We start from the raw sequence: 26,728 nt of genomic DNA on the forward strand, positions 1-26,728 counted from the left end.
AGTCTTGCAAGCTTCCGTGATGGCTACTATCAGTGGCGCAAGGGTGTTGAGGGAAGCGCAAGCAAGAAGATCGCGAACTGCTTGCTCAGATCAATGAGATCTATCAGGCAACGGAGAGGAGCTATGGTGCTGAGTGGATCGCTCATGATATCAGGAAAGGCGGGAGACGTGTCGGAAGAGACTCGGGTTCGTCGGCTCATGAAGCAAAACGGTATGCCTGTTCAATGCAAGAACACATGGAAATGCATGGCAACGACGAATCTATCGGAGACGTATCACCCCTCATCGGATCTCGTGCAGCGCGCGTTCCACAGGACTGAACTGGACGAACTGTGGCTGAGCGACTATTCTGAGCTTCCGGCGATCGGTCCAAAGATCTACGCCGTGGCGATCAAGGATCAAGCATCGCACCGCATTCTTGGTATCCACGTTTCGCATGATTTGCATGTTGGAGCGTTGTTCAAAGCATTCCATCAAGCCGTGATCGCGCGTCGGCTGAAGCACAGGACATTAGAGCTGCGCCATCATCTTCCACTCCGACCAAGGAGGGCAGGTACAACTCATATGCATTCAAAGATGAGCTCAAGAAGTACGGCCTCGTTAGTAGCATGGGCTCATCAGGCGACTGCTATGACAATGCTCCGATGGAATCGTTTTGGGCCACGATGAAGACCGAGTTGATGCATCACTTTCCATTTCGTAACGTCGAACATGCCGCAGGTCGCCATCTATCGATGGACACATCTGTTCTACAACCAACGCCGCAGACACACGTCAATCGGTGGACTCTCGCCCGTGCAATTCGAAGTTGATTGGTATCAACGCAATCGATCAGTATGTTGTACTTAAACTTTCGTACCTCGAATTAGGCCGGGATCAGTCGCCCCTACAGCATCATATCGAACATCATGATGTTTCGTGGAGGGCGGATGTCATCCGCCCCCTACAACGATTTATCGTTTGGTATGCGGACTCGTACCGGGCGACCACACGGGGTCGCCCCTACGGCATCATATCGAACATCATGATGTTTCGTGGAGGGCGGATGTCATCCGCCCCCTACAACGATTTATCGATTGATATGTGGATTCGTACCGGGCGACCATGCGGGTCAGGCGCCACGGTTTCACATCCACATTGCGGTCAAACACAACCCTCTTGCACGACCGAACTGCGCCATAAATCCCGAGCGGACGGACTACGGCCCTTCGGGCCCCACCCCCACCTCCGCCACCATCGTGCCTCACCACCTACCTACACAGCTCAACCGGTCGGCTGCGTTGCGCAGCCTACATTAAAACCTGAGAAATTCCGGAGCAATTGCTTTTGTAGTAAAGTAGGAGTATCAAAGAAAATGTGACGTATCACCATTTTAGCCCCCTAAATAGCTGGAGCAGGCTCCTAATTGTAATTTCACACAAGCAAGGAGTAACAAATGGGAACCTACCGCCGCAGAATTAAGGAAATGAAACTGACGATCCTGGAAGAAGCAGGGCAATACGGGATAGCACAGACAAGCCGTAAACACGGTATTGCTGCAAATCAGATGTATCACTGAAAGAAGAAATACCTGTGATTGGGAGAAGCAGGGGTGTCGGGCACAGTACGCAAAGACGATCCTGAGACCCACCGACTTCGGTTAGAGAATCAGGCCCTAAAAGAGATGATCGCCGATCAGGCACTAGCCTTGCGGATTAAAGATAGTCTGCTAAAAAAACAGAACAACGGCTCAGGAGCGGCTCATGATTGCCCGCGAGTATGTAGCCGCGGGAGCCTGTACACGCAGTGTCTTAGCGATAGCGGGTGTCTCAGAGAGCGCATTCTACTGCCGAAGGGCGGCATCCGTGGTCGGAGAGCTACATCAACGACGCTGGATGTCACCGGCAGAGTTTGGACAGAAGAACAGCTTCCTGCCGTGATCATTGCGGAACTGGAACGGGAGTTTGTTGATGTTGGCTACATCACGATCACCAAGTGGCTTCGGCGTAAGCACAAGCACAAGCTTCTGATCAACAAGAAGAAGGTGTACCGATTGATGTCGAAGCACGGACTGCTCAACAGCAAGCCCGTGCGGAGCACGATCAGCAAGCAATGGATCAAGGAGCTGGCGCAGAATCCAACGCAGCCACTGACGCATCTTGAATTCGATATTAAGTCCATACATATCCATGATGCTGGCGGTGCTCGATGTGAAGAGTTGATACAACGACTGCATCGTCGAGAGTGTCATTTGCAGCCAATACACCTTTATCGATCTGAGACATGCTAATAATGTTCTTTCCAGATGGGTGCTATCCTACAACCACGAACGCATACAGAGCGGCATCGGCAATACGTCGACAGCCGAGTAGTTAGCTAACTACAACGTATCATTGCCACAATCATCAACATTGAAGAAACAACTAACGAGATATTCAATTAACTGACAATTAGGAATCCGCCTGCGAAAAAGCGGAGGTTAGCCCGGTACGCAGAGATATCACTCCGCACCGAGATATGTCACGCCACTAAATGTTCTCCGGAGCCACTACGATCTGACCAAACATCAGCAGAGCAATAATGCATGATGCTTCTTGAGAATATCCAAATTTGTAAAATCACATACAATCATCTGAAAAACGTCACAAATTTGCCTCAACCTTCTTTAATCGCCAGTTTCCTCTGAAGCAGTACCGTCCAAGTTATTTAGTAGTTGTTGTAGAAATTAATGTAACCAGTTCTCAATTGGGGTGTTATTTTGGTGAGGTCACCGTGTATTTCTAGCCACAATTCTCGGGGGTATAGTATGTATCTAACAGAATTCGTTTCGGCAGAGTCAAAAATAATCGCTCTACTGTTGCCATGGGCTGCATGTGTCTTTTTTGTCACGGCATCACCAATCCCCGCTGCTAGTCAGGGTTGTGCTGTTGGTGCGATAGCTGGAGACCGTATGGGTTACCGCCTTCGTATATCCGAGCCAAATAACATGTGCACATGTGCCAATGTATATACCCTCCCATACACACTGCATCTGCTGGAGAGCGGGAGCCCTTCCCTGCGGTTTACGTCAAACGGACCAGCTCAGGCCCCAGCGTGTATTGGCGATGTCCACGCAACACTCAGCTTGAACGCTGGTGGCCCTGGCTTCTCGTCGCTCGAGGCAGTAAATGATTTTTCAATTGTAGTAGATCAGAGCGCTGCAAACCTGATTCTTTCTACGCGCGATCCGGGGTCGTCTATAAAATTTGCTACAACGCATCCAAATGGCGGACCCGATGTGGAGCGTATGCGCATCACTGACCTTGGAAGAATTGCGATAGGCACTACCAACGCCCACGAGCTGGTGCAGATTGGGGAGTTTATAGCGTTTCATGACGGAGGCGGAAAGTTCCTTGGCTTTAATGCATACTACGATGGTGCAAATTTCCGTAACGTAGTTGGTGAAAGAATATCGGCTACCGTCGGTGTTTCTGAAGACATTGTTCCGCCATCGCAGACGTTTGAAGCGTTGGTTCTTGCTGTAGATCAAGATGCAGTTAGTAGCGGCACGGTGTTCGAGTCTGACTTTAAGGGCATTGCCATTCAGTCTAACGGCACAGTAGGCGTTGGCGAGCGTTTCCCTGATGCATTGTTGCAAATTCATGCCCCAGCAAGCAATACCTATCCAATGCTGCACATTACCCACGTTGTGAGTTCGGTAGAGCGCTCGGCATTGCGCATTACCTCAATGGGAGAGGTTGTAATTGGCGACAATCTATGCAGCACATCTATTCCCACAGAAAACATTAAGCTGCATGTTGATGGTGCAGCCGTAGCAAAGGAGTTTTTTGTGACGCTTGACGATTGGCCGGACTATGTGTTCGAGAAGGGGTATGAGCTAATGTCCCTTGCTGAAGTAAAACGGTTTATTAGTAACAACGGTCACCTTCCGGGAATCCCCACATCACAGAATGTACAACACAGCGGTGTTGGCATTGGGACAATGAATGCAAAGCTCTTGGAGAAGATCGAAGAGCTTACTCTGTACCTTGTTCAATTATCTGAACAGAATACAGCGCTGGAGGAACGTCTTGCTAAATTGGAAGGGATACCAAGGTGATTATACGCCAACCGGCAGCCGCGCATTACGGATGCAGTGCCCTGCACCGCGTGACATGGTTTGTTATCGCGATACCGGTACTATCAGTACCACTGTACTCTCAGCTTGCTTCTACGGCCGATGCACTAACCACCAGACCGGATCTGCGCAAGCATGGCTGGCTTATCGTTGCTGATTCTGCCCAAACATCGGTACAGAAATTCATTACCAAGAACAGTTCTCGGTTCGGTTTTGCCGATAACGACGCGTTAGAGATAATCGCAAGCCATATAGACAAGAATGGTTGGACGCATACCAAGTATCTCCAACACTACAAAGGCATACCAATAGAGGGGGCTGACGTAGTGTTTCATGCCGACAAGTCGGGGAATGTGCAAAGCGTTAATGGGAAATTTGTAATAGGTCTTACCGCCACCGGTGCAACATCGGTATCGGTAGCGCGGGCACGCGAGCTAGCACTTGCTTACCTTACTTCCGACGAATACGCTTGGGAGAACGAAAGCCAAGAGGCCATGATAAAACTAAGTACCGGCAATGCCTATGCCACCTACTATCCAACGCCAACACTGGTGTTTACCAGGAATGCCGATACACTTGCCGTAGAAGCAAAGAATCTTGTCCTTGCCTACAGGGTAGATATCCACTCCGTAACGCCGAGCTATGCATACCGCATCTACCTGGATCCCACCACTGGCAACGAACTTCGGCGCACGTCCCTGCGCAGTGGCAATTGTAATCCCACAACGGCAACGGTCTATACTGTGTACAACGGCCAACAGACCATACACACTGAAGAAATTCCACAGTCAAATCCAACACGCTATCGCCTCTACGATCCATGCAGAAGAATCCAAACCAAGTATGAAAGCAATGATGTTACTAACCAGGGCACCACGTGGTACGCTGCCCTGGATGGCTTTACCCAAGCACATTGGGGGGCTATGAGAACATACGACTATTTTCAGCATGGGCTGGGAAGACCTGGGGGACCATTGGATACGACAAAGGTGATGGTACAGAAATTGACTTCAGATATTGTCGGGGCAATGTATTCGAATGGCGCTATTTTCTCAGATGATAATTCTACATCTCATTGCCACGACTACATGACCAACCTCGACGTTGTCGCACACGAGTGGACCCATGGTTTTATCGAGAATACACTTGCAGACCTCCAAAATCAAGGTGCCTCTGAAGCTAAGGTCTTAAACGAGGGCTTTGCAGACATCTTTGGTGAGATGGTAGAGTGTTATGTGGGTAGCCAGTCGGACCAGTGCGGCACATGGAAAGCCGGTGGTGAGTGTACATCGCTCGAAAGCAATTATCCGCGAAACCTAAAAGAGCCCACGGCCAGCCAGGGTGCTCGTACATACTGCGGACTCAACTGGAGTGGCGATGTGTATGCCAAGTCGGGTGTGTTGGCGCGGTGGTTCTATTTACTTACCGAGGGCGATACAGCCTCGAATGACCACTGCTGTTATCCGATAACACAACAGAACTTTATTGTGGTAGATGGTGTTGGAACAACCATCGCCTCGGATATCTGTTACGCTGTTTTAACCAATGGATATCTAACATCGGCATCGGACTTTGTTGATGCCGGCATTGCTACGGCATACTACACAGACCTTGAGTACGGCACACCCGCATTGTACAGCGTAATTAATGCATGGCATGCCGTTGGAGTGTACGAAGGCCTGGGCGAAAATGCTTGCGGAACATTCGATGTCTATAACAGTCCTGCGGTAGCCGTAAGCACCAGAGCATATCGAACATGTATCCCACCATTAGGCAACGGACTTTGGGTAAAGGATAACGGACACCTTACCACTACTTCGGGCAGGTACATACACATGCGCACGGGGACAAGAGTTGATGCCGGAGGATACTTTCATGCACGGATTCAGCAGCCATGTTCGACGTGGGTTGCCAAGGTGGGTGGAACATCTGTACTAGAAAGCCAGCTTGATTCGAGTTTACCTCTATCACATAGAACATACCCACTTTCCATCTCCATTCGCCCCAACCCGGCCCATGCCACAGCCATGTTAGATATCGTAACAAACCGTAATGTAGTGGTGGATATCGAAGTCAATAACCTAGTAGGTTCACGTGCAATTCTGCAGCTCGGCGGCGTGCAAGTGGCAAGCGGAGCATCGGCAATTCCGTTAGATGTTACCACATTAGCAGCAGGACTGTACCTGTGCCTTGTACGAACCCCCGAAAGCATATCCACATGCTACTTCTTGGTGGAGTGAGCAATGAAAAAAGAACTCTTCGTGGCAGCGTTTTGTTTGATGTGTTGGGCAACACCACTGTTGGCCCAATACACAGTACTAGTTGGATACGACGAGCATCAGAACAGGCAAGCTGTAAAGCAATGCATATTTACCTCTGCTGATACGGTCTTTCTTGTACAGAATGGTGTATATCGCTCACTTGATAGTGGAAGGACGTGGTCGCAGGTGGCTAATGGATCGAATACCCCGACTGAGTGGCTGGTGATGTTCGATGGACACCAAGGTATTTACATGTCAAGCCAGTCACTAAAAAAGACAACAAACGGTGGTAACAACTGGGAGATAATTCTAAAGCCAAGTTATCCCGATGATTCAGGTTTTGTTGCTCTTGGATACGAACAGGATGCAAAACTACTCGTGTTGGAAACCTTTGTACATCATCAATCAAGTAATGAAGGAAGAACCTGGAATTCGGACACCGTCCAACCGGGTGGCCCTATTGTTTCACAGGTGAACGGCTGCAACATGCAGGGGTCTTGGTTTGGCCTTTTGTTTATACAGGGTGTCTTTGCTGTGTATGAAACGGTGCGCGTTGCAGGTAATGGTAATGATGTAAAGAATCTTCGTTTCGGTGATTGGAATTTATCCAAAGGCAAGGCCTTCTACGCCAACCTCATTCATGCTATAGACACATCCACCGTTTGGGTTGCCGGCTCGTATGTGCGCTCACGCACAGATTCGGCATTATGGAACAAGCGGTTGGTTTATACCACCAATGCCGGTACTACGTGGCAGCATGCTAACTATGATTTTCCCTCGGCTATCACGTGCATCGAGTTCATCACACCGCAACTTGGATTTGTTGGTGACACTACGGGTAATGTATTCGTAACGACCGATGGCGGTCAGACCTGGAACAACGACAATGCCCCCTCCGGCGGGAAGCCAATTCTCTCTATAAGCAATGTACTTGGCAAGTACCTGCACATTGTTGGTAGGGGAGTTGTTTTGCGTAGGGGGCTTTCGGTAACGGACATACAAGAAACAGTGCCACCGGCCGCACGGGCTCCGCTTACCTCGGTCTCTATCCGTCCCAACCCGGCTCATGCCACAGCCCTGTTAGATATCATAACAAACGGTGAAGTAGTGGTGGATATCGAAGTCTATAACGTAGTAGGCTCACGTGCAATTCTGCAGCTCGGCGGTGTGCAAGTAGCAAGTGGAGCATCGGCAATACCGTTAGATGTTACCATATTAACAACGGGAATGTACCTGTGCCTTGTACGAACCCCCAAAAGCGTATCCACATGCTACTTCATGGTGGAATGAGCAATGTATCCTCTCCTCAAGCCTTGCGCAAATTCTGACCGATTCCTGCAGTGTTCGTGACAGGGAGTTGGAGTGCACGGCCTCGTGTCAAATGTTCATGACGTACCCATATGGGCGACCATGAAGGGTAGCCATAACGAATTCATATGCATTCTTAACCTCTGCTGATACGGTCTTTCTTGTACAGAATGGTGTATATCGCTCACTTGATAGTGGAAGGACGTGGTCGCAGGTGGCTAATGGATCGAATACCCCGACTGAGTGGCTGGTGATGTTCGATGGACACCAAGGTATTTACATGTCAAGCCAGTCACTAAAAAGACAACAAACGGTGGTAACAACTGGGAGATAATTCTAAAGCCAAGTTATCCCGATGATTCAGGTTTTGTTGCTCTTGGATACGAACAGGATGCAAAACTACTCGTGTTGGAAACCTTTGTACATCATCAATCAAGTAATGAAGGAAGAACCTGGAATTCGGACACCGTCCAACCGGGTGGCCCTATTGTTTCACAGGTGAACGGCTGCAACATGCAGGGGTCTTGGTTTGGCCTTTTGTTTATACAGGGTGTCTTTGCTGTGTATGAAACGGTGCGCGTTGCAGGTAATGGTAATGATGTAAAGAATCTTCGTTTCGGTGATTGAATTTATCCAAAGGCAAGGCCTTCTACGCCAACCTCATTCATGCTATAGACACATCCACCGTTTGGGTTGCCGGCTCGTATGTGCGCTCACGCACAGATTCGGCATTATGGAACAAGCGGTTGGTTTATACCACCAATGCCGGTACTACGTGGCAGCATGCTAACTATGATTTTCCCTCGGCTATCACGTGCATCGAGTTCATCACACCGCAACTTGGATTTGTTGGTGACACTACGGGTAATGTATTCGTAACGACCGATGGCGGTCAGACCTGGAACAACGACAATGCCCCTCCGGCGGGAAGCCAATTCTCTCTATAAGCAATGTACTTGGCAAGTACCTGCACATTGTTGGTAGGGGAGTTGTTTTGCGTAGGGGCTTTCGGTAACGGACATACAAGAAAACAGTGCCACCGGCCGCACGGGCTCCGCTTACCTCGGTCTCTATCCGTCCCAACCCGGCTCATGCCACAGCCCTGTTAGATATCATAACAAACGGTGAAGTAGTGGTGGATATCGAAGTCTATAACGTAGTAGGCTCACGTGCAATTCTGCAGCTCGGCGGTGTGCAAGTAGCAAGTGGAGCATCGGCAATACCGTTAGATGTTACCATATTAACAACGGAATGTACCTGTGCCTTGTACGAACCCCCAAAAGCGTATCCACATGCTACTTCATGGTGGAATGAGCAATGTATCCTCTCCTCAAGCCTTGCGCAAATTCTGACCGATTCCTGCAGTGTTCGTGACAGGGAGTTGGAGTGCACGGCCTCGTGTCAAATGTTCATGACGTACCCATATGGGCGACCATGAAGGGTAGCCATAACGAATTCATATGCATTCTTAAGGTCAAACACAACCCTCTTGCACGACCGAACTGCGCCATAAATCCCGAGCGGACGGACTACGGCCCTTCGGGCCCCACCCCCACCTCCGCCACCATCGTGCATCACCACCTACCTACACAGCTCAACCGGTCGGCTGCGTTGCGCAGCCTACATTAAAGTCTGAGAAATTCCGGAGCAATTGCTGTAGTAGTAAAGTAGGAGTATCATAGAAAATGTGACGTATCACCTTTTTAGCCCCCTAAATAGCTGGAGTAGGCTCCTAATTGTAATTTCACACAAGCAAGGAGTAACAAATGGGACAGAAGTAAGGAATTGAAACTGACGATCCTGGAAGAAGCAGGGCAATACGGGATAGCACAGACAAGCTGTAAACGCGGTATTGCAGCAAATCAGATGTATAACTGAAAGAAGAAATACCTGTGATTGGGAGAAGCAGGGGTGTCGGGCACAGTGCGCAAAGGAAGATCCGGAGAAACACCTCTTGCGGACAGACAGTAGTAAAACAGCAGGCGAGCAAAGAAGAAAACAAAATATTTACTTCTTCCCGGAGGCGTGTTCCACCTATACGCTGAGCCTGATTCGTTTGGGCCAGCGGTAGCTGTACATCAGTTAAGAACGATTCTTCCGTGCTGCTCTCCTGCTCCTGGCATGCACATGATTCTGACTCCAAAAAAAAGTGCAATCTCGGCCGCAGATTGCGGGAAGCATGGTTCCAGACAACTGGACAAACCCACGATATGCATTTGCCAATTATGAGTGTTCCACGGGAGTTTTTCAATAACTGTACGCTCCTATCAAGGAAGTGATGCCGTACTGTTAACCGATAAATCGTTGTGTTCCGATAGGTTGTATCTGACATTGTCGCGTTGTGTACGGCCAGTTTGCCAGCAGAATCTATGAGCTGCAAATCTCCTGAGATTAAAAGCCCAGATCTACTTCAGTAGTCAAACTGCTCCCCTTGGTAGCAACAGGGAAGGAAGGCAGGCCCTGTTTTTGTGTATAGGACAATGAATCAGAAAAAATATATCGAATAATCATGAAAAAATATTGATAAACGATAAATTATGATTAATTTTGTTGTGAACGATGTATATGGAATTTACGATGTCAATAACTCCAAACTTCATTTATTGGGGCCTCTATATTGTTGCATGGCTCATTTTTATTGGACTGTCTGTAGAAGCAGGAGGCTTGGTAGTCAACTTCTTTTTCAGTCTGTACGAACCCAGTGCTATCCAGAATCTGTATCAAAAGCTGGACTTATCCGAAATGTTTGCACAGAGCAAGCTGACGTTTTTTGGTGTGTACGGCTTTATTCTGATTATATCGGTCCTCAAAGCCGTTTTATTCTACATTGTGATTAGGATGATGCACAAAATGGAATTATCAAAGCCGTTCAACAGCTTTGTTTCAAGACAGATTTTGCAGATTAGCTACTGTACCATATCAATTGGACTTCTAAGTTATATCGCCAGACGGCTAACCAATTCTTTGCTTCATTATGGTTTTGTGCCCGACAACTTACACCAGTTTTGGGTGGATAGTCAGGCGTTTATTCTGATGGGTGCAGTTGTATATATCATCGCAACGATATTCAAAAAAGGTGTCGATCTCCAAAACGAAAACGATTTAACTGTGTAAGCAATGCCAATTATCGTAAACCTAGATGTAATGATGGCCAAACGCAAAATCTCTCTTAATGAACTATCAGACAGAGTTGGTTTAACGTTATCGAACCTTTCCATCTTAAAAACAGGTAAGGCAAAGGCAATTCGATTTAGCACTCTGGAAGCAGTTTGCAATGCACTGGACTGTCAGCCCGGTGACATTTTAGAATACAGAAGAAATGAGAATAAAACCAGTACCTCTGAAATTGCTGCAGTGACAACACGGGGCAAGAGCCAGATTTGAACCTTGAAGCAGACCAGTCTTGCGCTCCATCTTGGGTACGACCGTGGTAATGGTGTACACACCCGATTGTCGTGACCTACCCATGTGGACGACCACACGGGGCCGCCGCCACGGTTTCACATCCACATTGCGGTAAAACACAACCCTCTTGCACAACCGAACTGCGCCATAAATCCCGAGCGGACGGACTACGGCCCTTCGGGCCCCACCCCCACCTCCGCCACCATCGTGCCTCACCACCTACCTACACAGCTCAACCGGTCGGCTGCGTTGCGCAGCCTACATTAAAGTCTGAGAAATTCCGGAGCAATTGCTTTTGTAGTAAAGTAGGAGTATCATAGAAAATGTGACGCGCCCACTTTGTCTAAATCACGATTTCCAGGAGGTAGGAGCGCACGGCCATGTGTCTAATGTTCGTGATGTACCCGTGTGGATTAACATGCAGGGCAGCCATATGGTTTCATATCGAAAATCATGATGTATCGTGTCGGTGGATGCTAACCGCCCCATACAACGGTTTATCGATTGATATGCGGATTCGTACCGGGCGACCACGCGGGGTCGCCCCTACAGAATTATCGTTTACCCTGTTGTTTCGCGAGGGCGGATGCTAACCGCCCCCTACAACGAATTATCGATTGATATGTGGATTCGTACAGGGCGACCACGCGGGGTCGCTCCTACGGTATCATATCGATAATTACGATGTATCGTATTGGTGGATGCTAACCGCCCCATACAACGGTTTATCGATTGATATGCGGATTCGTACCGGGCGACCACGCGGGGTCGCCCCTACGATATCATATCGAAAATTACGATGTATCGTGTCGGCGGATGCTAACCGCCCCCTACAACGGTTTACCGATTGATATGTGGATTCGTACCGGGCGACCACGCGGGGTCGCTCCTACAGCATCATATCGAAAATCATGATGTATCGTGTCGGTGGATGCTAACCGCCCCATACAACGGTTTATCGATTGATATGTGGACTCGTACAGGGCGACCACGCGGGGTCGCCCCTACGGTATCATATCGAAAATAACGATGTATCGTATTGGCGGATGCTAACCGCCCCCTACAACGGTTTATCGATTGATATGTGGACTCGTACCGGGCGACCACGCGGGGTCGCCCCTACGATATCATATCGAAAATTACGATATATCGTGTCGGTGGATGCTAACTGCCCCCTACAATGGTTTGTCGTTTGGTATGCGGACTCGTACCGGGCGACCACACGGGTCGCCCCTACAGCATCATATCGAAAATCATGATGTTTCGTGGAGGGCGGATGTCATCCGCCCCTACAATGATTTATCGATTGGTATGCGTAATTGTACAGGACGACCACACGGGGTCGCCCCTCCGGTATCATATCGAAAATTACGATGTATCGTGTCGGCGGATGCTAACCGCCCCCTACAATGGTTTACCGATTGATATGTGGATTCGTACCGGGCGACCACACGGGGTCGCCCCTCCGGTATCATATCGAAAATTACGCTGTATCGTATTGGCGGATGCTAACCGCCCCTACAACGGTTTATCTATTGGTATTTGCATTCGTACAAGGCGACCATGCGGGGTCGCGCCTACGGAACTATCGTTTACTCTGTTGTTTCGTGGAGGGCTGATGCTAACCGCCTCTACAACGGTTTATCTATTGGTATTCGCATTCGTACAGGGCGACCATGCGGGATCGCCCCTACGGGTTCTCGCGGTGATAACATTAGGCTCACCCCAACAGAAAAATAATGATGTTTATGATGTTATGTGCATGTGAGCCCCCTGCCTCCACGGTTGTTCGAATCGGGGTTTACGGGATTACACAATGGTCGGGAAAGTAACTGCCCCGTGGTAGGGCGCATATATGCAGTGCGAATAGCAAGATGACTCTGCAGGGCCCTCTCGTACCATGCACCTCAACCCCTCTTCCAACATTCAGAGGTTGGGGAGTGTTTGGGGATAGGGCGATTCCAAATAACTCAAAAAAACCAAGGATTGAAGCAGTACTGACGGCTATCATATTCTCAAAAAATACCATAGGGTATTTTTGTGCCGTGAATTCATGTATTGCCCTGGTTCAGCCACATATACCGGCAGGCCCGTCACTGGGTATCGAAAAGTCCCCGGTGTCAATCCAGATTATTGCGGCGCAGCTGCAGACAGCGGGGTATTCTGTGCAGATGTATCATGCAGGGGTTGACGAAGCCCTTGTCCGCGACATCGTGCAGTTTAATCCGTCAATGGTAGGGATTTCTGCGATGACAGCTAATTATACTCAGGCGAAGCTGCTGGCGCGGATGCTAAAACACTCATTACCTGAGGCAATCATGGTGCTGGGCGGATGGCATGCCACGGGATGCGTTCAGGCGTATCTGAACAATCAGGAAACCGAATCAGCACATGAAATGTTCTTTTGCAACTCGCCGTTCGACTACATTGTTGCCGGAGAGGGTGATCGTATATTAATTGACTTGTGTTCATGCCTTTCCGATGGACGACAGCCTCACGATCTCCCGGGCGTGTGCTATGCTGCCGGAGCCGAACTGAAGCTCAGCGTTGCAGAACAAGTTCTTGATCTTGATACCCTGAGTGATCCGATTTGGAAGGGGCTCCCGGTTGATACATACCGAGATCAGCGCACGGGAATGCTTGATCTGAGTTGTCACTTTAACCGGGCATGCCGCTTTAATTGCGGCTTCTGCGCAACGCCTACAATGTATGGACGGGGTGTGCGGCGCATGAGCGCGCATCGTGCTGTAGAACAAATCGAGCATGTCGTTTCGACATTTCGTCCACAGGTTATTACGTTTACGGATGAGGATTTCTTTGCCAGTGTAAAATGGGTTGAGCAACTGGTAGCACTCATTGAACAATCCAGCCTGCACGATAGATTCGGTGTATCGTTCGACTCGTTTGCAAGTGTTAATGATTTGTATCAACTGGAAAAAAACGGTTGCGGCGATTTGCTGGACCGCATGAAAGGTGTTGGCTTTAACAGCTTAACAATTGGTATAGAATCGTTTAATCCGCATATCCTGCGCACATACAACAAGGAGCTAATGATTCTGCCAACGATGAGCCGCGAACAACAGCAGCAATACCGTCAGGCAGATACCATCACCCAGGATCGGCTACTGGTAAACCACTACCTTGAGTGTGTTCAACGCGCAATCACATTTGCACAGCAGCACGGACTAATTATTGTTGGTGATTACATTATTGGAAACCTTGACGAGACGATTGAACAGGTACGAAACGGATTCGGAAAATTTATGCAGTTACGTGATCTACACGTTGCCTATCTGCCGGTGTTTACTCCTTTTCCGGGAACAGCACTATGGAAATCAGTGTATCATTCGGGAAAGCTGATACGTTCACAGGATGGAACGCTGGACTGGTCACGCTTTGATGCAAGTAAAAGCGCCCTTGACCTGGGCTATGATGTTGAATCACTCCGGAATGAACTTGAAGTTGCTTTCTACACGTCCGAACGGTATCAACAGGATATGAAGGCAGCACTTCGGCACGACGATTCGACCAAGTTGACGTTGTTTCGGTCAAGGTTTTCTCGATTACACTGCCTGTTCCCGGATAATGTGCTGATTGCCCAGCGGATGGAAGAGCTTGACGCAACCGTGGCATTGGGTTTAGGTGGGAATACCGTGTAAGAGATACGCTACAGTACACGTTACCTAGGTGCGGATGTATCGTAAAGTCTCAAAGTCTCAAAGTCTCAAAGTCTCAAAGTCTCAAAATCTCAAAGTCTCAAAATCTCATATATTGCTATTGAGAACGTTGCGTGCTGCACTCGAAGAGGCATGACGTCAAGCCTGTGCATTTGTAAAATGAAATAAATCCCGATGCCATTATTCTAAACAAATAAAAAAAGTTGTTATGCTATCGAAAAATCGTGATCTCGAGTGTTCTATTACTATTCAACCGGATAGCATACACGGGGTTGAGACCTTACCCGTTGTGCAGATTTCCTGTGTACACCGCATGCGGTTGATGATGCTGTACGCTGGTTTGTTGCTCTGGTTGCCGGTATTCGTGTTCGGTCAGACGGTTTTGTACCAACAAATGGAGTGGTGTGAAAAAATCGGACCAGTCTTAAGTTGAGACGGAATTCTCAAAGGAGGACTGATGAGGAAGAGCCATTATAGCGAGGAGCAGATCGTTAGCATCGTCCGCGAATCACACGCCCATGGCGTAGCAGCGACATCGAAGAAGTACAAGGTGTCGTCACACACGATCTACATATGGCGCAAGAAGTACGGGAGCATGGAGCCGAGCCAGGTCTCCGAGCTCAAGCGGATCACGCAGGAGAACGCCCGGCTGAAGAAGCTGGTCGCCGAGCGTGATCTTGAGATCGAAGTGATGAAAGAGATTGCGGCAAAAAAATGGTAGGCGTCCCACAGAAACTTCAGGCAGTGGAGTACGTCAGTCGACGAGGCCTGGATCAACGCCGCGCGTGTGTTCTAATGGGTGTTTCACGTTCAATGGTAACGTATAAGCCTCGCCAGCCAGCCAAGGATGCTCCAGTACAGAAGATCATCAATGACGTTGTGGCGAAACACCCGGCCTGGGGCAAGCGATTGGTGTTCGGCTGGATGCGGGAGCAGGGGCATGACTACTCAGAGTGCACTGTTCACCGCGTTTACCGGCAAAGTGGCCATGCGGCTCAGTGGCGTAAGCGTTCACGCAAGATCCGGCGCAGCGTACGGATCAATCCGACGGCGATACAGCCACACGAGGTATGGTGCATGGACTTTGCTGAGGATCGTTTGATGACCGGTCGGAAGATGATGGCACTGCTGATCAAGGACGAAGCCACGTCGTATGGCCTCAGCATAACCGTGCGGCGGTCATTCAAAGGCGCTGATGTTGAGGCTGTTCTTGACGAGCAGGTAGCTCGGTATGGAATGCCGAAGTACATTCGTTCCGACAACGGAGGACAATTCATTGCGTATGTGGTGCAGCAATGGGCTCAACGGCGCAAAGTTACGCTGGCATACATTCAGCCCGGGAAGCCATGGCAGAACGGCTTTGCAGAGAGCTTCGTCGGAACCTACCGACGTGAGGTGCTAAATGCAGAAATCTTCATGTCACTAGCCGAGGGGCAAACGATCTCAAACATGTGGCTGCACATGTACAACAATGAGCGACCTCACAGCAGGCACAATTATCGACCCCCAATCACTGCATTCAACAACCATGCAGCCTAACACATTTGTATAACCTGTGACTGGACCGATAAATCCACCCTACTCAGTCCCATTGCTCCAAGTAACTCTATTGACACTATTTGGATAAGCATGGATGCAGGAGAGAGTTTCCTGCAGGTGCCGCGTCTTGACTCGGCTCAGCACCAGCTTGTTGGTCTTGTTAAGGGATACATGTTTGCGGCCTCCACGAAAAGTAAATACTGGTCTGCTATGGACCGGAGTGGTACTCTGCAATGGATGAAAACCCCGCTTCGGGGGGAGGCATACGGCTCTCTTCCTATATCGGCCGCAATCTCTTCCGAAAGCGTATTGTATTGGGTCAAAGATGCCGGCAGAAAGCGGGAATTTAGATATGGGAAACTGGGAGATACAGTATCCGTAACTGTTGATTCGATTGTAAGCCCAAAGGGAAAACTCGAGGTTAATCCACTTGGTGTTTACAGCCTGGATAACGGTGAAATTGTTCTGTTTGACAGAAGCGGATATGTATGTAAACTTTCTGGTGATACAGCCGAGATTCTTCCGTTTTCGTACTCAGTTCCGGAGAACAGTATGGTAATATCGTACACCCCCCGAAAGGGTTATACCTATATTCGATGGAAGTCCGGGGACATAGTAACACTATTTAGAATACAGCTAACAAATCCGATTCATGTTGATTTGATGACTCTGCCTGCGGGAGTTCGGAGTCAGAGTACGATTGGATTCTTCAGTTGCTACTTAGGCGGTTTGGGGCTTTCACTTGACGATAATGAAACGGGGCAATACATCATGCAGCCACAGTTTAATCGTGTTTGCATGGTTGGGTCACTTACTAAAGAAATTTCAATCCTCCCGTGGCGCCCCATGATATATTCATGGCTGAACGGTACTACCACAATGGTTCTGACCGATCTTGAACAGATCGTCCGCGTTGATAGCCTACAGCGTGGTTTTCTGTGCCGGGGACGGGTGCAGCATCCCGATAACATGCAGTTCGCGGATGATAGCAAGTTGTTTTTCCCGTCAACTGACTATCGGGAGTGGGGCATGACTGTACCTGCCAGTGTGGAAGGGGGCTTGGTTTTCGCTGGCCCGGTTGTACGCCGTATCAGTTTGGATGGCATGAGTACCGATACGCTCCTCAATGCTCCCACCAGTTTTGCATCGGTACTTCCAAATGGTGCACTGGCAACCGGCTGGAAGAATTCGCTTCGCATTACAAGAGATGGCATTACCGATACTACTCGGATTACCATACCCGCCGGCATGAGTGCTGACAGTATGGGCTACCCGTCGTCAATGATACGGTGTGCCGACAATTCATTGCTGGCGTCCTTCCAGGGGACGTGGCGACGTGACGGATCGGAAGGCGGAAAACGCTTGTTCCGGTGGGGAGGGATTTTGCGCAGCAGTGACAACGGCAAAACCTGGATGCCTCAGCCCCTTCCCGACTCAGAGTGCGTGTACGTACAACATATCATGCGTACACCAGGCAACACGCTCCTTGCTACCTGCGTGCAAATGATCGAGGATTCTACGCCGGCATATCCGGAGCCGGGGACTACGTCGGCGCAGGAGTCAAGCTACACGGTAAAAAATGTGACAATAATGCGATCAAATAATTACGGTCAATTCTGGAAAGCGGTCTTTACTCCAATCTATAATGGTGCATGGCGTAAGAATTCCGGTAACATCGTGATTGGTCAGGATGGGGTGCTCTATGCCTCACTATATCCGGGAGTGTATAGGAGTTCGGATGATGGCGCAACATGGGAAGCCGACGAACGCATAGGCGCACTGATCGAGCCGGTGAGCCTTACGGTAGTTGACGATGGTTCCCTGATACTTTCAGCGAATGATGGGGTTTACAAATTGGAGAAAACAGTAGGCGTACCCGACAAGGTTGCGTCTGATTGTTCGAAAACCGAGGTGATATCACCAAATGCGTTACTTTCTCTTCTATCCAAGCCAACTGTGGAGACTGCGACAGCCGTTGACCTGCAGGGCAACGAAGTTGTTTTGGTAGCCGCCAGTCGGTTGATAACAGATCCGCACATGCTTCCCCGGCGATGTCTGTACGGGCTGAAGATAAACGGTGAACTGCGACTTGTGTATCTGGCAGATCTATAACCGGACAGAACATTCCTAAACAAATTTTGAACATCAGGCAGAGAGACACATAATTCTGCCTTCATCTGCAGAAAGAAAATTGCCCAAGGAAACCCCTCCCCAAACACCGAAGATAATTGGGGAGGGGATAGTGTGCTGGGTTAGCGTAACACAGTAAGCGGTACGTGAACACTGTTTGTATTGTTGTTTACAACAATGTGGTATGTACCAACAGGCATCGAAACCGTATTCACGCGGAAACTTGTTTCACCTGCCCGAAGAGAATGCGTAGCAACTACTCTTCCTAAAGCATCGGTGATCACAATTTCAGTAGCCTGGGTTCCGAAATCGCTTGATACCGTTACCGTGGCAGTCCCACGGGTTGGATTCGGATACACAGCAACTGGATGATCACCGGTGACCGCATACTCACCAACGCCAACGGTAATCGTGGATGCCTGGCTTTCACAACCGGCGCGACCTCTTGAGTCGAATGCCTTTACAAGGACTTGCTCAGATCCAGTTAACGTATATGAGAATTCGGCTACGGTATCAGAACCATATGCCGATGCAATAATGGTATCAGCAAGGGGCAGCCGGCGAAGAATAATGCCATAGCTGGCAACGTTCAGATCAGGTGAAGGTGTCCAGCGTACAACCGCATCTCCAAGCTGATTAGCTATCACAGTTACGTTGGTAGGAGGTAGTAAATATGTTTTTGAATTGCTAAAACGTCCATCAATATGAGCGTCTGCCAGTGACGTCGGATCGTTCCGCCGTGCCCAGAGCAGAAATTCGCACGGTGCTGTGCTGTCGGCCAGAGTAATAATGGCCTTACCATCAGATTCCGGGACGTTGGCGATCTCGATACCTTTAAGGTAATCGGTATTGGGTTCATAGTAAAAAATGCTGACAGTAGATTTCTCAGGGGCTCCTGAAGCATCCCAGGTTGCTGTTATGGTTTTCCCTTCCTGTAACGCAGTAACCGCGAACGGACGGGCGGCAGAGCGAATATAAACGGCAATTGAATCAGAGTCGCCAACGTTATCTGCGCTAATCGTCCATGTCCCGGGCGCTGGGTTATTTACCACCCACACCGTGATGCCGTTTCCTTCAGGGGCGGGCGAGAACAGAACACTGTCTGCTTCGTCGGAACCATTGTACGTTTTACCTGATGGATTGGTAAGAGTGGTTTTTAAATCAGCGGACTTGCTGTCGATCATAACCATCAGCATCTCGGAGTTTGCCGGTACTACTGCCTCCTGTGATACTGTCTTCTGTACGTTGTCGCCCTTAGCAGTCTCTCCGGGCCTGCCCCAGAATGCCTTTACCAAGGCAGTAAAGCCACCGTCAAATGATACTGCCGATGCTGAAGGCAGTTTGGTGAAATCAACCGTTAACGTGCCCTTGCCAATCCGGCTCATCAGTTCCTTTGCCTCTGCAGAGAGTGCTCCGGTTGCATTGTTTAGGTCATAGGCCACTGAAAGCGTTTTCTCACCATTCTCAATTAAACGCAGGGCTGCGGTAACCGTCCCCAGGTGCAACGGTGTGTAGGTGTTAATAAACTTGCCTGCAATTCCAATTTTCTCAGCGTTTTCCTGTGATAGTTTTGGAATCTGCAGTGTGGCGGAGTTTGAGCCTGTAAGGTTAATACCATTGAAGAATGCCAGACTGCGGACCGTTTTCCCGGTTAGGAAGTAATCACCTCCAAGGTGCAGCATCTTTTCATTCCCTTCAAAGGTGATTGAGCGCTTGTCTAAGTCAATTTCACAGTCAACACCAGCCTCCATCTGCCACGGGTTCTTTTCAGAAAGAAATTTAGCATTGATAAATTTTACCGATGCACCACCCTTAAACACAACCGGAGGAAACTGGACGCCACCGTGAATATCAAATTCACATAATTCAGGTTTGCCGATCACGCCAAACAGCCCCTGAAGCGTCATTTTAAATGGGTTAAGCGAATTGATGTTGTCAATAGCAGCACTGCCGCCTGCCCAGCAGAATGGCGTCTCTGGAAACGGGATACAGGAGTTGAATTTAATGCTGACAGAGCCCCCTTCCAGTGTTTGTTTCTTCATATACGCCGTAAAGCCTGCTTCTTCGAACATCGGACACTTGGCGGTTGCGCCAAGCGACAGTGAGTCGGCCTTACTGTCGTATGCAATATTGGCTTCTTTTAGGCAGAAGGATGGTCCAAGACTCAGCTCGGTAACCCCAAGCTTGGCAGTATAAAAGTAGTTTGAACCTTCGCGGGTAAATGACAGTTCGATGGGAATACTGAGCTCCTTGTTTGCCTGCCAGATTGCCCCCTTAAGATCAGGGTTGCATCCGGATGACAGATTCTTGGGTCCCTCGATGGTAAAGGAGAGTTTTGCGCCGGAGATTTCTCCGAGGCCTTCCGTTATTGAAATCTTAGTATCCTTGATCCTTCCACCGGTAAACTTTTGTACTAACGCATCCGCTGTCAGGTCAAGGAGCTCGCCGCAGGGGAAAATGCCAAAGCCGAAAGCGCCGCTGTACAGGGTGAACTGTGTGCCGTCAGATAAAGGGATGTACAGTTGTCCATTTCCGGTGACCGAATTTGCATCTTTATTAATCCGCATTGTACCGTTGCATTTGATAAAGCCTCCGATTGCGATAGAAGGGCCATCTGCCTCAATAATCTGGTCATTAATGTCTTCCCAAACCGAATCTTCACCTGCGTCAAACATCAGCCAGCTGATTCCATTACATTTTGCATACCAGTACCGGCGTGACGCATCAATGGTGACAGTGACTTTTTCCTCGTTGCTGTCATCGTAATTCTCCTTAGTAGCCTTGGCAGTGATTTCATAGTCTCCGTCTGCCACTGACTTGGCCACCTTAAATTCAACAGTGGCAACGCCTGATGAATTTGTTTTGTAGGTTGTCTGCGTATTCTCAAAAGTGTTCTTCGGCCATTTGATTTCTACCGTTGCATTGCTGACGGGTGTATTGGTGATTTCCTTGGTGACGGTAATGGTAAATTTCCCGTCCTCCTTTGGTTTGAGTTTGGTTCCGGTTTTGGGATTTGCCGTCACTACCAGTTTTGGTTTAACCAGGATATCAAACTGTCCGTTAGAGATTCGTACATTAAGGGTAATACCACTGGGAGTGGTTGTTTCGCCGAACCAGTTAAACGTACCGTAAATCCGGTTCTTTACCGAATCAACGCGAGTAACATTAAACGTACCACTTAGACAGCGATACGTCTGGTCGGTACGCTGTCCGTACCTCCACCATGTACCGGTACCCAGCGTGTAGGTGCCAATGCCGACGTAATTACGGAGTGAAATCTGCATGAATAACGGTCTGTCAGGCGTAGATGTATCCGTGGTGATTGTCAGCACCAACGACGACCCGTCAAACGTGTACAACACTTCACGGGATTCTCGATCATTCACCGGACCATTACCGGTTTGCTGCTGCCACGATAGGTACGACTGCGCAGTAACAACTGCTGCACAGGCAGCAAAAAGCATAAGTACTGCGGAAAGAAAGAGTCTGGTTGCCCACATAACATTTCCTTGTAAGTCAATAAATACTACGGAACTAAACTACTCACTTTTTATCAAATCCGTGAAGAGTTTTTCGTTTTCTGAACAATACTTCAGCCGATCATAGTTCCGGTATCGTGCAAACATGCAAGGTACACGCAGTACTGGTTACGAATGTTTGCAATAAGGATAAGGGTAGGGGGCTATGGTATGCTATCCGTGCAGAGCTCCTTTGATGAGTGTTGTGCCTAATACAATCAGGATTATCGAGCCAACCATGAGGAACATGGTGTTGCGAGCCCCCTTGGTGTCCGCGAGTTTCATGTACCGTGGTGCCAGGTGAACGCTGGTGAGGGCAAGGAGCATGATGGTGGCATGCTCTATCCGGTAGCGCAATCCATCACCAAAATCAGACCATCGTAGTATCAGCTGAATAAGTCCAATCAGGAACTGAAGCGTGAGAACGATTGAGTAGATTCTGACGGCCCAGATTGCCGGAGTAGATAACGATTTTTTACGGATAACATCAATGAGAGGGAAGATAACGGCAAGTCCTGCCAGTAAGTAAATGAAATGTTCCATCCATCGGTGTGTGAGAATAATGGTTTCCATAGCAATGATAAATAAGATTAGAAAAATATACTATTTGATGACTTCTGCGCCTTTGGGAAGCTCAAGCGCCACCCTGAATTCTCCTCTGGTAACGGTAACAGTCTGGGTTTTGTCGAACGATTTAAAAGTGCCTTCGAACAGACCATCAATTTTACCAATGAACGAGGTCTGCGTCACGGTGCCCATACGGTAGGTGGTGAACTTCCCATCGAATTTTGTAATGGTAACCTTGCCGTGTGTATCCTTGATTCTGAACAGTTCCTGATCGCCATACGGGTTGGTTGAGAATGCATAGTACTGCACACCATCCAGCGTCACGGATGAGGTGAAGTAAAAATACCCTGTCGAGCTACCTTTCCCCTGCCCTAAACTGTCACCTGTAATATATGTGCCTGCTGCCTGTGGAAGCCATGGAATTCCACCAATGGGATAGGTTCCGTCGAACAGAATAGGGACGAACTTGTCGTTGTTCTCAGTACTCATTGTAGTGACGTTCCCGGTGTATTCTTTTTCGTTGGATACAAATTTCCATGTGTTGTTACCCTCGGGTATCGTGAACTCGTAATCCAACGGTTTACGAGACTCGGTGTTCTTGTCTTTACCGTCATCGGGTTTTGTTGGTGAGTCAGATGAGCAGGAAGGAAAGATAAGTGCTGCAAAAAGCAATAGAAACGCTATTGAAAAAAATTTCCTGATCATGATTTTTCCTTGAGTAGGGTGGAGTACCGCATAGTAAACAGATGAGTGCGGAGGTAAACATTAGAAACATCTTCCGAAGCCGAACTGTTATCGAGTAGGTAACAAAGGCTCAGAGGCTGAGTCTTCGAAACCGGTAGATGAACTCGACAGACAAAATTAGCCAAGCTCCATCCTTTTGCGTATGGCCGAAACACAGATTCCTATACCCACGACTGACGGAGCTTGCAGGAGATCACGGATTGTTGCTCCTTACTCCTTGCAAATTGTTCTAATTACGTTCACTCCATTATCGGCTATAATGTGAACAATGTATAAACCTGATGAGAACGCCAACATGTCTGCTCAGCTCCAGATGATGTAACACGAGTGCCGCGACTTCGTCGCCTGCCAGCTCCACTAGTGTTTCGATTGCCGCACTAAGATCTGAGTGAGTATGTTTGGATCGCATGGGGCTCCTTTGTTTGGTGTTTGGTTGTTTAGTTTCTCCAAATTACCAGCCACAAGGCGAGCCTCTTTTATTCAACTAACTTCCGGACACTGTCATCTGACGGCTGTTAACGTACAACATAATTACTCCGTAAGTAACAGAAACGCCACAGATAAACATCAGAGATCATGATTATCCTTGAGGAGGGTCATCCTGTTTCGTGCTGTTAAACACGGGGATACTCTGAACTTCCAGGGGATAGGTCATCGCATGGTACAATTTACTGCTTCACTACCCTACAAAATATCGGTGCTCCGTTTTCTGTGTCTATCCGCTGGTAATAAACACCCGGGGGATAACCAGTGGTGCTGAACGTAATAAAGCCGGGAGTTACGGGGGATTGTTCCTGCATCAGGACGCCCATGCTATTGTATAGCCATGCATGGTTAATCACTGCAGTACCGGTGCGAACAGAAAAAGCATCTGTAGTCGGATTGGGATAAAGAACAGACTCAGATTTCTCAGCTTGTTTGATACCCACCGGTGGATTGATTGTCACGAAATGTGCTTCAAAACGTTGTGCGGGGTCGCCGGTTAGTGCATAGAGGTCAAGAATAATTTTCCCGTTTGCATAAACATTTAAAGCAGCTACACCACTGTTAATGCCTTGTTTAGCCCATGAACCACTTACCATTGCAAATGACTCACCGTGAACTGTATTGCCATTTGCGTCGGTTTGATAGGTACCTTTTCTTACTTCCTGGAACTTGCCTTCAGTCCATGACTCTTCGACCGTACCGATGTAGAAATCGTCATCGTTACGCAGATATGTTGTACGGGATTTTTTATCTGTGCTGGGATTTTCGTTGACTATAACAGTACTGTGAGGGTTGTATGTGTATGACGCAATACTCGTTGTCTGCCATTCGCCAAGCGAGTCCTTCTTTGATCCTCTTTCAACCCTGATTACCTGTTTAGCACTATTATATGAGGTGATTTCACTTGAAAATCTGGTGGCGTAGCTGCTAGTGAGTGTCGGAGTCCAGTTTTGAGTGATCTTCGTTACTGTTCTGCCGTTCCCGTCGTTTTGATATTGGTAATTGATTTCCGATGCCAGATAAAGAATGTTAAAATTAGTTGACCAGGCTTCATGCGTACTCCTAATGATATTATCATTCGCATCGTAAACGTATCTGAAAGTTGATTGAACTTCCCTGATGTCTTTCGATATGTCGCCAACGTGTTCTTCGTACACCGTCGAAAGAACCAGGTCGCTTCCATTGTATGTGATTGTTAACCTTTTCGTGTTTATCCATGCAGTATCTCCATTCTGCTGACGGAATGGCTCGGCAACGATCTCCGTCAGCACTTTGTTACCCGAGTTAAACGTACGCGTGGTTCTTGTGGATTCTGCTGTCTTGCCGGAATAGATTGTTTCAAATTCTCTTATCACGTTCCGGTTTTCGTCATATTCCCATTGCCTGACACTCGATGGTGACCACTTTTCGTTGTTCGATGAAGACTGTTCAACTAGCTGGTAAATATTATTACCGGCAGCATCATATTTGTTTGTTGTTCGCCAGTTATTGTACGAACCGTTTGACAGGCGTGACTCTCTGAGGACTAATGTTGGATGGTTGTTCTCATCATACGTGGTTGTGGTTGATTCGTACTTAACCCATATATCATTTTGCCGGCGTAATTCCAAGTCAGTCAGTATGTTCCTACGCTCGTCGTATGTGCGGATATACTGTCGCAGAAGCTGATCGGTTTCCGAGTACGTAGTTACAGTATCATAGCTCCAGTACACACCCTGAGTGGAGGGGACTTTCCCGTTCAGTAGTTCAGTGGAAACGTGGCTGTCGTTCTCGTGTTGAGGTCGTACACCATCGTGCTTTATCTCCTGACTCTGCATACTATTGAAGCAGAATAGCAGTATCAATGTAGAAGAAAAAAGTATTAATCTATAATACATATCGTCTCCCTTTTAATTACAAATTATAATAAAAGATCCTTACCGTTTGATGATTTGATAGCTTCTCTCCAGGCCTGAATCATTAGTGATACGTACTGTGTACATACCTCCAGGGAAGGCGGCCAAGTTCATGGTGACCAGGTCCCGGTTGCTCACGCTCTGACTGCTCAGGAGGATACCCTGGATGGTGTACAAGGAAACCTGTAGATTCTGTGGTCTGTCCACCTGTATTCGGACAATATCGTAAGCAGGATTCGGGAAAACATGTATGCCTGTCTCGCTATCGGTGGTGACATCGCTTAGTTTATCCAATGGAATGAAGTGGGCTTCATAGCGACAGATTTCGCTAAAGTCATTGAGGACAGCCTTGCCAGAATAAACATTCAGCTCGCCGTCGTCACTGAGTACCAAGGTATCGCCCGACCCTTCCTGATACACTCCTGCTACTGAGTTTCCGTTCGCGTCGTAGGTATAGCTTTTCTTGTGTTTTTTGGTCCATCCATTTGATCCATCATCCCACTCTTCGGCGATTTCTGTTAACAAGCGACTCTGCTGGTCGTAACTGTACTGCAATCGTGTTGTGTTTTTATAGCTTGCTTTCTGACTAAGAAAAACCTGGTTGAGTTGTTCTATCATGTTGTTGGCGTTATCATACTTATATAATATCTGGTCTCCTGTGTCCCAGCCAAAATCATACCAACCGTTTGACTGTTTGCTGGTCAGATTTCCATTGTCATCATACAAGAGTGTATCCTTTGAATATGGGTTCCAGGTGTTGTTATCCCAAAAGCTAAGAGTGTTGGAGGTTTCTCTATTCAGGGAATCGTATGTGTAATTGAACTTTGAAAAATACTCCTAATCAGTATTGTTCCAGTTTTTCCGAATTGTGGTATCAACGTTTCCTGAAGCGTCATAAGTATACAGCCACAATGATACCTTTTCAAGTATATCCTCCTTGCTGGCTTCTCGTAGATAGCTTTCCTGGTACCCTTCACCGTTATATGTGTACGTGCTTCTCGTTTGAACGATCCATTTGTCATCTTTCCAGACAGTGTCCGGAAGTTAGTTGAAAAAAAAGAGGCTCGCTTTGTGGTTGGTAATTTGGAGAAACTAAACAACC

20 protein-coding genes are annotated in these 26,728 nt (G+C 48.2%); 14 read left to right on the top strand and 6 right to left on the bottom strand.

Features of this window, described 5'->3' with window-relative positions:
- The first annotated feature begins 123 nt into the window (after positions 1–123).
- The 14 genes from HRU79_08715 to HRU79_08780 all read left to right on the top strand — a co-directional run bounded on the left by HRU79_08715 (position 124) and on the right by HRU79_08780 (position 18,398).
- Positions 124–669: a hypothetical protein gene (locus HRU79_08715; protein QOJ26720.1), complete on the top strand. Its 546-nt coding sequence runs from the start codon at positions 124–126 to the stop codon at positions 667–669.
- A 922-nt stretch (positions 670–1,591) separates the two neighbouring features.
- Entirely contained in the window at positions 1,592–2,269 is a 678-nt protein-coding gene (locus tag HRU79_08720; GenBank protein QOJ26721.1) for a transposase, read from the top strand.
- Positions 2,270–2,929: 660 nt separating this feature from the next.
- Positions 2,930–4,078 carry a hypothetical protein gene (locus tag HRU79_08725; GenBank protein ID QOJ26722.1) on the top strand — a complete coding sequence of 383 codons (1,149 nt, stop codon included), beginning with the start codon at positions 2,930–2,932 and terminating at the stop codon, positions 4,076–4,078.
- Positions 4,075–6,336 (top strand): M4 family metallopeptidase, encoded by a 2,262-nt coding sequence (locus HRU79_08730; protein ID QOJ26723.1) that lies wholly within the window; start codon positions 4,075–4,077, stop codon positions 6,334–6,336. The genes HRU79_08725 and HRU79_08730 overlap by 4 nt, the downstream gene beginning before the upstream one ends.
- Before the next feature lie 3 nt (positions 6,337–6,339).
- A complete protein-coding gene (locus HRU79_08735) occupies positions 6,340–7,647 on the top strand; it encodes a T9SS type A sorting domain-containing protein (GenBank protein QOJ26724.1) in 1,308 nt (435 codons plus the stop codon).
- A gap of 261 nt (positions 7,648–7,908) precedes the next feature.
- Positions 7,909–8,292 carry a hypothetical protein gene (locus HRU79_08740; protein QOJ26725.1) on the top strand — a complete coding sequence of 128 codons (384 nt, stop codon included), beginning with the start codon at positions 7,909–7,911 and terminating at the stop codon, positions 8,290–8,292.
- Complete coding sequence (locus tag HRU79_08745; GenBank protein QOJ26726.1) at positions 8,289–8,612, top strand: hypothetical protein; 324 nt, start codon at positions 8,289–8,291, stop codon at positions 8,610–8,612. Before HRU79_08740 ends, HRU79_08745 begins: the two co-directional genes overlap by 4 nt.
- Before the next feature lie 86 nt (positions 8,613–8,698).
- Positions 8,699–9,103, top strand: a complete 405-nt coding sequence (locus HRU79_08750; GenBank protein QOJ26727.1) for a hypothetical protein — start codon at positions 8,699–8,701, stop codon at positions 9,101–9,103.
- A gap of 1,139 nt (positions 9,104–10,242) precedes the next feature.
- Positions 10,243–10,779 (top strand): DUF2975 domain-containing protein, encoded by a 537-nt coding sequence (locus HRU79_08755; protein ID QOJ26728.1) that lies wholly within the window; start codon positions 10,243–10,245, stop codon positions 10,777–10,779.
- Between the two features lie 3 nt (positions 10,780–10,782).
- A complete protein-coding gene (locus HRU79_08760; GenBank protein ID QOJ26729.1) occupies positions 10,783–11,049 on the top strand; it encodes a helix-turn-helix transcriptional regulator in 267 nt (88 codons plus the stop codon).
- 2,066 nt (positions 11,050–13,115) lie between these two features.
- Complete coding sequence (locus HRU79_08765) at positions 13,116–14,729, top strand: B12-binding domain-containing radical SAM protein (protein ID QOJ26730.1); 1,614 nt, start codon at positions 13,116–13,118, stop codon at positions 14,727–14,729.
- 475 nt (positions 14,730–15,204) lie between these two features.
- Positions 15,205–15,468: a transposase gene (locus HRU79_08770; GenBank protein QOJ26731.1), complete on the top strand. Its 264-nt coding sequence runs from the start codon at positions 15,205–15,207 to the stop codon at positions 15,466–15,468.
- Positions 15,462–16,286 (top strand): IS3 family transposase, encoded by an 825-nt coding sequence (locus tag HRU79_08775; GenBank protein ID QOJ26732.1) that lies wholly within the window; start codon positions 15,462–15,464, stop codon positions 16,284–16,286. Before HRU79_08770 ends, HRU79_08775 begins: the two co-directional genes overlap by 7 nt.
- Before the next feature lie 90 nt (positions 16,287–16,376).
- A complete protein-coding gene (locus HRU79_08780) occupies positions 16,377–18,398 on the top strand; it encodes an exo-alpha-sialidase (protein QOJ26733.1) in 2,022 nt (673 codons plus the stop codon).
- A 140-nt stretch (positions 18,399–18,538) separates the two neighbouring features.
- Here the strand turns inward: HRU79_08780 and HRU79_08785 are convergent, their stop codons facing one another.
- From HRU79_08785 to HRU79_08810, 6 genes are all read right to left on the bottom strand, one after another.
- Positions 18,539–21,916, bottom strand: coding sequence for a T9SS type A sorting domain-containing protein (locus HRU79_08785; protein QOJ26734.1), 3,378 nt, complete (start codon positions 21,914–21,916; stop codon positions 18,539–18,541).
- A 192-nt stretch (positions 21,917–22,108) separates the two neighbouring features.
- Positions 22,109–22,507, bottom strand: coding sequence for a hypothetical protein (locus HRU79_08790; GenBank protein QOJ26735.1), 399 nt, complete (start codon positions 22,505–22,507; stop codon positions 22,109–22,111).
- Between the two features lie 30 nt (positions 22,508–22,537).
- Positions 22,538–23,206 (bottom strand): hypothetical protein, encoded by a 669-nt coding sequence (locus HRU79_08795; GenBank protein QOJ26736.1) that lies wholly within the window; start codon positions 23,204–23,206, stop codon positions 22,538–22,540.
- A 286-nt stretch (positions 23,207–23,492) separates the two neighbouring features.
- Positions 23,493–23,654 (bottom strand): hypothetical protein, encoded by a 162-nt coding sequence (locus HRU79_08800; protein QOJ26737.1) that lies wholly within the window; start codon positions 23,652–23,654, stop codon positions 23,493–23,495.
- 259 nt (positions 23,655–23,913) lie between these two features.
- Positions 23,914–25,608, bottom strand: coding sequence for a T9SS type A sorting domain-containing protein (locus tag HRU79_08805; GenBank protein ID QOJ26738.1), 1,695 nt, complete (start codon positions 25,606–25,608; stop codon positions 23,914–23,916).
- A gap of 39 nt (positions 25,609–25,647) precedes the next feature.
- Complete coding sequence (locus tag HRU79_08810; protein ID QOJ26739.1) at positions 25,648–26,352, bottom strand: T9SS type A sorting domain-containing protein; 705 nt, start codon at positions 26,350–26,352, stop codon at positions 25,648–25,650.
- Positions 26,353–26,728: the final 376 nt, after the last annotated feature.

It is taken from the genome of Ignavibacteria bacterium (assembly GCA_015709655.1).
Classification (GTDB): domain Bacteria; phylum Bacteroidota; class Ignavibacteria; order Kapaibacteriales; family Kapaibacteriaceae; genus OLB6.

What these genes read in the sequence shown, in the direction of transcription:
- HRU79_08785 (QOJ26734.1), bottom strand. Translation starts at nt 21,916, where the DNA reads ATGTGGGCAACCAGACTCTTTCTTTCCGCAGTACTTATGCTTTTTGCT.
- HRU79_08800 (QOJ26737.1), bottom strand. Translation starts at nt 23,654, where the DNA reads ATGCGATCCAAACATACTCACTCAGATCTTAGTGCGGCAATCGAAACA.
- HRU79_08795 (QOJ26736.1), bottom strand. Translation starts at nt 23,206, where the DNA reads ATGATCAGGAAATTTTTTTCAATAGCGTTTCTATTGCTTTTTGCAGCA.
- HRU79_08760 (QOJ26729.1), top strand. Translation starts at nt 10,783, where the DNA reads ATGCCAATTATCGTAAACCTAGATGTAATGATGGCCAAACGCAAAATC.
- HRU79_08805 (QOJ26738.1), bottom strand. Translation starts at nt 25,608, where the DNA reads ATGTATTATAGATTAATACTTTTTTCTTCTACATTGATACTGCTATTC.
- HRU79_08790 (QOJ26735.1), bottom strand. Translation starts at nt 22,507, where the DNA reads ATGGAAACCATTATTCTCACACACCGATGGATGGAACATTTCATTTAC.
- HRU79_08715 (QOJ26720.1), top strand. Translation starts at nt 124, where the DNA reads ATGGTGCTGAGTGGATCGCTCATGATATCAGGAAAGGCGGGAGACGTG.
- HRU79_08780 (QOJ26733.1), top strand. Translation starts at nt 16,377, where the DNA reads ATGGATGCAGGAGAGAGTTTCCTGCAGGTGCCGCGTCTTGACTCGGCT.
- HRU79_08725 (QOJ26722.1), top strand. Translation starts at nt 2,930, where the DNA reads ATGGGTTACCGCCTTCGTATATCCGAGCCAAATAACATGTGCACATGT.
- HRU79_08775 (QOJ26732.1), top strand. Translation starts at nt 15,462, where the DNA reads ATGGTAGGCGTCCCACAGAAACTTCAGGCAGTGGAGTACGTCAGTCGA.
- HRU79_08735 (QOJ26724.1), top strand. Translation starts at nt 6,340, where the DNA reads ATGAAAAAAGAACTCTTCGTGGCAGCGTTTTGTTTGATGTGTTGGGCA.
- HRU79_08770 (QOJ26731.1), top strand. Translation starts at nt 15,205, where the DNA reads ATGAGGAAGAGCCATTATAGCGAGGAGCAGATCGTTAGCATCGTCCGC.
- HRU79_08755 (QOJ26728.1), top strand. Translation starts at nt 10,243, where the DNA reads ATGTCAATAACTCCAAACTTCATTTATTGGGGCCTCTATATTGTTGCA.